This is a genomic window from Citrobacter sp. wls718, from assembly GCF_005280945.1.
In the GTDB taxonomy this organism is placed as follows: Bacteria; Pseudomonadota; Gammaproteobacteria; order Enterobacterales; family Enterobacteriaceae; genus Citrobacter; species Citrobacter gillenii.
On the sequence record NZ_SZWV01000100.1, the window covers coordinates 13,222 to 18,369 of the forward strand.

7 protein-coding genes are annotated in these 5,148 nt (G+C 54.2%); 4 read left to right on the plus strand and 3 right to left on the minus strand.

Going from position 1 to position 5,148, the window contains the following annotated elements; translation table 11 throughout:
* Window positions 1-607 (plus strand): efflux RND transporter permease subunit (locus tag FDW95_RS24025; protein ID WP_249359232.1); only part of this gene is annotated, 607 nt, incomplete at its 5' end.
* Between the two features lie 76 nt (window positions 608-683).
* On the opposite strand, the gene ypfM is transcribed toward FDW95_RS24025, so the two are convergent.
* On the minus strand, window positions 684-743 hold the full coding sequence (gene ypfM, locus FDW95_RS18530; RefSeq protein WP_001386977.1) for a protein YpfM: 60 nt from the start codon (window positions 741-743) through the stop codon (window positions 684-686).
* 388 nt (window positions 744-1,131) lie between these two features.
* On the opposite strand from ypfM, the gene FDW95_RS18535 reads away from it, so the two are divergent.
* Genes FDW95_RS18535 through FDW95_RS18545 form a run of 3 tightly spaced genes read left to right on the plus strand, consistent with a single transcriptional unit; the run spans window position 1,132 to window position 2,856 of the window.
* A complete protein-coding gene (locus tag FDW95_RS18535; RefSeq protein ID WP_115257807.1) occupies window positions 1,132-1,497 on the plus strand; it encodes an ArsC family reductase in 366 nt (121 codons plus the stop codon).
* A 3-nt stretch (window positions 1,498-1,500) separates the two neighbouring features.
* The gene (dapE, locus tag FDW95_RS18540) at window positions 1,501-2,628 is read left to right on the plus strand and encodes a succinyl-diaminopimelate desuccinylase (RefSeq protein ID WP_096756207.1); all 1,128 of its coding nucleotides are present in this window, start codon (window positions 1,501-1,503) and stop codon (window positions 2,626-2,628) included.
* Between the two features lie 27 nt (window positions 2,629-2,655).
* On the plus strand, window positions 2,656-2,856 hold the full coding sequence (locus FDW95_RS18545; protein WP_096756206.1) for a hypothetical protein: 201 nt from the start codon (window positions 2,656-2,658) through the stop codon (window positions 2,854-2,856).
* 83 nt (window positions 2,857-2,939) lie between these two features.
* Here FDW95_RS18545 and ypfH read toward each other — a convergent pair whose 3' ends face one another.
* Window positions 2,940-3,638 (minus strand): esterase, encoded by a 699-nt coding sequence (ypfH, locus tag FDW95_RS18550; protein WP_096756205.1) that lies wholly within the window; start codon window positions 3,636-3,638, stop codon window positions 2,940-2,942.
* Window positions 3,639-3,711: 73 nt separating this feature from the next.
* The coding region (locus FDW95_RS18555; RefSeq protein WP_249359235.1) for a GNAT family N-acetyltransferase at window positions 3,712-5,148 on the minus strand (1,437 nt) is incomplete at its 5' end.

A 5,148-nucleotide genomic window follows, 5' to 3' on the forward strand; every position in this document is an offset into this window, starting at 1 on the left:
GACGGCAATGGACGTGATGGAATCGCTGGTGCATCAGCTTCCGACCGGATTTGGCCTCGAATGGACGGCGATGTCTTATCAGGAACGGCTCTCGGGCTCTCAGGCCCCTGCCCTGTACGCTATTTCGCTGCTGGTGGTGTTCCTGTGTCTGGCGGCACTGTACGAAAGCTGGTCGGTACCGTTCTCCGTCATGCTGGTAGTGCCGTTGGGGGTGATTGGCGCGCTGCTGGCGACCTGGATGCGCGGTCTGGAAAACGACGTTTATTTCCAGGTCGGGCTATTAACGGTTATCGGGCTGTCGGCGAAAAACGCGATATTAATTGTTGAGTTCGCCAATGAAATGAATGAAAAAGGACACGATTTGCTCGACGCCACACTGCACGCCTGTCGTCAGCGTTTACGTCCAATTTTAATGACCTCACTGGCGTTTATCTTCGGGGTGCTGCCGATGACCATCAGCAGCGGCGCAGGCTCCGGCGGTCAGCATGCGGTAGGGACCGGCGTGATGGGCGGGATGATATCCGCCACCATTTTGGCCATTTACTTCGTGCCGCTGTTTTTTGTGCTGGTACGCAGGCGCTTCCCGTTGAAGCCACGCCCGGAATAATCAGGGCACAAAAAAGGCGACTTATTATGAGTCGCCTTTTTTTATCCCTTGCGGGATCAGGATGTCTGCCAGAAATTTATTTACGAAGCATGACTTCGATAAAATCTTTCCAGTTCCCCAGTTCACGTTCAATCATAACAACCTCTCTTATTATTATGGGCATTCTACGAAATCATCATCATTAAAAGAAGACAATTTAACCAATGGTTGTGATTGCATCCTCCCGTGTGTGGGGTGTATGTCATCACTATGCGCTATACCCATAAATTTTATGTGACTTACGGCAATATTTTGAAATATTCATACATAATCTACGACTTTGATAATTCTGATGGAAAAACAGTCAGATGCAAAGCAGTAAATTCTGAATTTTACGCCATCCATGATTCTGGAACTTTCAGGAATCATTATTCACTGTTGTTCAACAATGTTATATTTTTCTATAACGATTGAGTGACACTATGTATTATCTGCAATAACACAGATTAAGAATAAATATTCAAATTACGTCAATAAGGATTCAAATGGTCACCCTTTACGGCATTAAAAACTGCGATACGATTAAAAAAGCCCGACGCTGGCTGGAGGAACGCGGTATTGAGTACCGCTTCCATGATTATCGCGTTGACGGTCTGGACCACGCACTCATGCAGTCTTTTATCAACGAGTTAGGTTGGGAGGCGCTGCTCAATACGCGCGGAACCACCTGGCGCAAACTGGATGAAACCACGCGGAGTCGCATCACCACTGCGGACGCCGCGGCCGCTTTGATGATTGAAATGCCCGCAATGATCAAACGCCCATTGCTCTGCGCACCGGGTAAGCCTATGCTGCTGGGTTTTAGTGAATCCAGTTATATGCAGTTTTTTAATGATTGTAATGAGGTGTAGTCTATGTCGTGCCCGGTTATTGAGCTGACACAGCAGCTTATTCGCCGTCCTTCCCTAAGCCCGGATGATGCCGGGTGCCAGGCGTTAATGATTGAGCGCCTGCGCGCGGTAGGTTTTACCGTTGAGCGAATGGATTTTGGTGACACACAGAATTTTTGGGCATGGCGCGGACACGGTGAGACGCTGGCGTTTGCCGGTCACACCGACGTCGTGCCTGCCGGTGATGTTGATCGTTGGATCAATCCGCCATTTGAGCCGACAATCCGCGACGGCCTGCTGTTCGGACGCGGCGCTGCGGATATGAAAGGATCGCTGGCGGCAATGGTTGTCGCGGCAGAGCGTTTCGTCGCTCAGCACCCTAACCATAAAGGCCGTCTGGCATTTTTAATCACCTCTGATGAAGAAGCCAGCGCGAAAAATGGCACCGTGAAGGTGGTTGAAGCGCTGATGGCCCGCAACGAACGACTGGACTATTGCCTGGTCGGCGAGCCATCCAGTACCGAAATCGTCGGTGATGTGGTCAAGAACGGGCGTCGGGGTTCACTGACCTGCAACCTGACGATTCACGGGGTTCAGGGACACGTGGCCTATCCGCATCTGGCTGATAACCCTGTGCACCGCGCTGCGCCAATGCTGAATGAACTGGTAGGCATTGAATGGGATCAGGGCAATGAATTTTTCCCCGCGACCAGCATGCAGATTGCCAATATTCAGGCAGGAACCGGCAGCAATAACGTCATCCCCGGCGAGCTTTTTGTTCAGTTCAACTTCCGGTTCAGCACCGAACTCAACGATGAGATGATCAAATCGCGGGTGCTGGCGCTGCTGGATAAGCATCAGCTGCGTTATACCGTCGACTGGTGGCTTTCCGGTCAGCCGTTCCTGACGGATCGCGGTAAACTGGTGGATGCAGTGGTCAACGCCATTGAGCACTATAATGAAATTAAACCGCAGTTACTGACTACAGGCGGGACATCCGACGGGCGCTTTATTGCCCGCATGGGGGCGCAGGTAGTAGAACTTGGGCCGGTCAATGCCACCATTCATAAAATTAATGAATGTGTTAATGCCGCCGACCTGCAGCTGCTTGCCCGTATGTATCAACGTATCATGGAGCAGCTCGTCGCCTGATGAGCGTTCCTGCAAGAGGAAATGAGCATGGACTTGCTGGCAAAGTATTGGTGGATTTTAGTACTGGTTTTTCTGGTAGGCGTACTGCTGAACGTAATCAAAGATCTCAAGCGCGTTGACCATAAAAAATTTCTCGCCAATAAACCGGAGCTTCCCCCGCATCGTGACTTTAACGATAAATGGGATGATGACGATGACTGGCCGAACAAGGATCAGCCGAAGAAATAACCGCAGTCCCATAGGCCCGGTAAGCGTTAGCGCCACCGGGCATTAAGTGCCGGATGGCGGCCTCGCCTTATCCGGCCTACGGGCTAGATCATCTCAATCACATCATCATCGTGGGGCTTACCGCCACTCAGTGCTTCATCGAAATAGTGCTTCGGTACGGTAAAGCGCAAATGATCGAGTGCATATTGCATGCTGCGATCGTCAATGGCATGGCCGAGATCTTCGACGATATCCAGCGTCACATCCCCTCCGGCACGAATTAATGCTTCCTGCGCGGCAACGGCGTGAGACAGTTCGATCACCCGGTCTTCCCCGCCGTGAATCAAATGCACCGTTGTGGCGGTCGTCGCCACCTCCGGCACGCTGGCGTAGCGGCCATTGAAGGCGATGACCCGCGATGCCAGCCCCGGTTCGGCCTTGATACTCTCAAGCGACATAATCGCCCCCTGCGAAAAACCAATCAGCGCGGTTGCCTGAGGGGAAACGCCGCTCTGTTGCTGCCAGTAGCGTACGATGTCGATAAACACCGGCATGATGGCATCAACCCGCTCCTGACGGTTCTGTTCCGTCACGCCCTGCACTGAAAACCACTGCCGGCCGCCGGTGGAACCATAAGGCTGTGCCCCACCGATACTGACAATCAGCGCATCGGGGAACAGCGGTGCAAACCAGGAACCAATTTCGCCCATGGCAACCGGGTTATCGCCGACGCCATGAAACAGCAGCAACAGCTGTTGCGCAGGTTTATCGGGACTTTGAACAACAAAATGGTCATGTTTCATGGCGATCTCCTTAACTGATAAGAGTAATTCTACGCCGCTTAATCGCAATGACCATGCCAGGAAATTGAAGAAGTCAGTGAAAAAATTGCCATTGCATAATGCGATTCTGTAGCTGTTGCGTCCGGGCCGCATCGATCTGGGCCAACGCCTGCGCCGCTTCAGCCCGCTGAACCAACAACAGCGCTTTACGCCCGGACACCTTCAATCGCTGGCACAGTTCAGTGTCGCCGCATCTCTCGTCGACACGTCCGCGTAATGCCGGAAGAGGTAGCTCGCTGCGCTGGAGTAGACGACTCAGACAGCCTAACGACGTGAGCAGCGGCCGATGCGCAAAGGCAAATCCAGCCAACGCCTGCCAGTCGTCATCATTAAGCGTAGTCTCTTTCAGCGGCACGACCGGGATCGCCTCATCGTTCCACTGTGCCAGAACGTCAGCATCCCGACGCAGGCGCAGGTGTTCGGTTGCGGCCAGGCGTTTTCCCGCCTCGCTTATCGGCAGCAGCGCCATCGCGGTGTAGCAGCCGCTGCTGGCCTCCCGATGATTCCCCATCCGCACCAGCACAAAGCCGCAGCGCTGCCAGAAACGCCATAGCTCACTCGTATAACCAAAACTGACCGACAGATAGTCACACTGCGTGGAATAGTAATGAGCCTGCTCGATTAGCCGTTGCCCAATACCTTCCCGCTGGCGGGCGGGATGAACCGCAATACGGCTTACTCGCCGTCCAACGAGCGTCGCCGCCTGTGGGTCACTGCCGTGCGCGGCCAGTGATTGCGCCACCAGGTTTCCTCTTGGACGACGATAACCTGCCCAGACGGCCTGGCTAAGTTCAGCGGATAAGCCGCCTTCATCCACCAACCAGACGGCCCCCGCCACCGCGTCAGCCGCCGATGCTTGCAAAAAATGCTGGCCAGGCGCGTCCATCATTCGGCGCAAATCCAGCGGAGACGTGCGGTAATGCGCCCCGGAGAGCAGCCGGTATACCGCCAGCGGCAGATGCGGATTGCTATGCCAGGCCGTCGACTCAAAGGTAGAGAAGTGGATATCGCCTTGAGGGGGATGCAAAAAAGTGTCGTCGTCGAACACCAGCGTCTCACTGACGGTTTGTTCCAGCGGACACCCCTGAGCCCACCTGATGGGCTGCTGCAGTTCATAACGCAGAAGATGGGGGAAACGCGCGCAGAACTTCAATAAGAACCCTCTGCCGGTTCCCTCGTAACCCTGAACGGTGGTAGTCAACAGCACACGTGGAAAACGCGAAACCAGCTGATGCAGCAACGGGGCGGGAATAGCGGCCGCTTCATCCACAATCAACCAGTCAGCGGTTTCGCTGCCGGTGAGTAACGCATCAGGCGCCATAAAACGATAACGTTCTCCGGCAAACTGCGCCAGCACATCCGTCGCCGCTTTTGCCGGGGCGGTAACAATGGCGCTTGCCTTCATGCGTGATATCAACTGCCCGGCCAGCGCGGATTTACCCCGGCCTCGCGCGGCGGTTACCGCTGCCAC

Coding starts and splice junctions, on each gene's coding strand:
- FDW95_RS18535 (WP_115257807.1), top strand. CDS start 1,132: ATGGTCACCCTTTACGGCATTAAAAACTGCGATACGATTAAAAAAGCC.
- dapE (WP_096756207.1), top strand. CDS start 1,501: ATGTCGTGCCCGGTTATTGAGCTGACACAGCAGCTTATTCGCCGTCCT.
- FDW95_RS18545 (WP_096756206.1), top strand. CDS start 2,656: ATGGACTTGCTGGCAAAGTATTGGTGGATTTTAGTACTGGTTTTTCTG.
- ypfH (WP_096756205.1), bottom strand. CDS start 3,638: ATGAAACATGACCATTTTGTTGTTCAAAGTCCCGATAAACCTGCGCAA.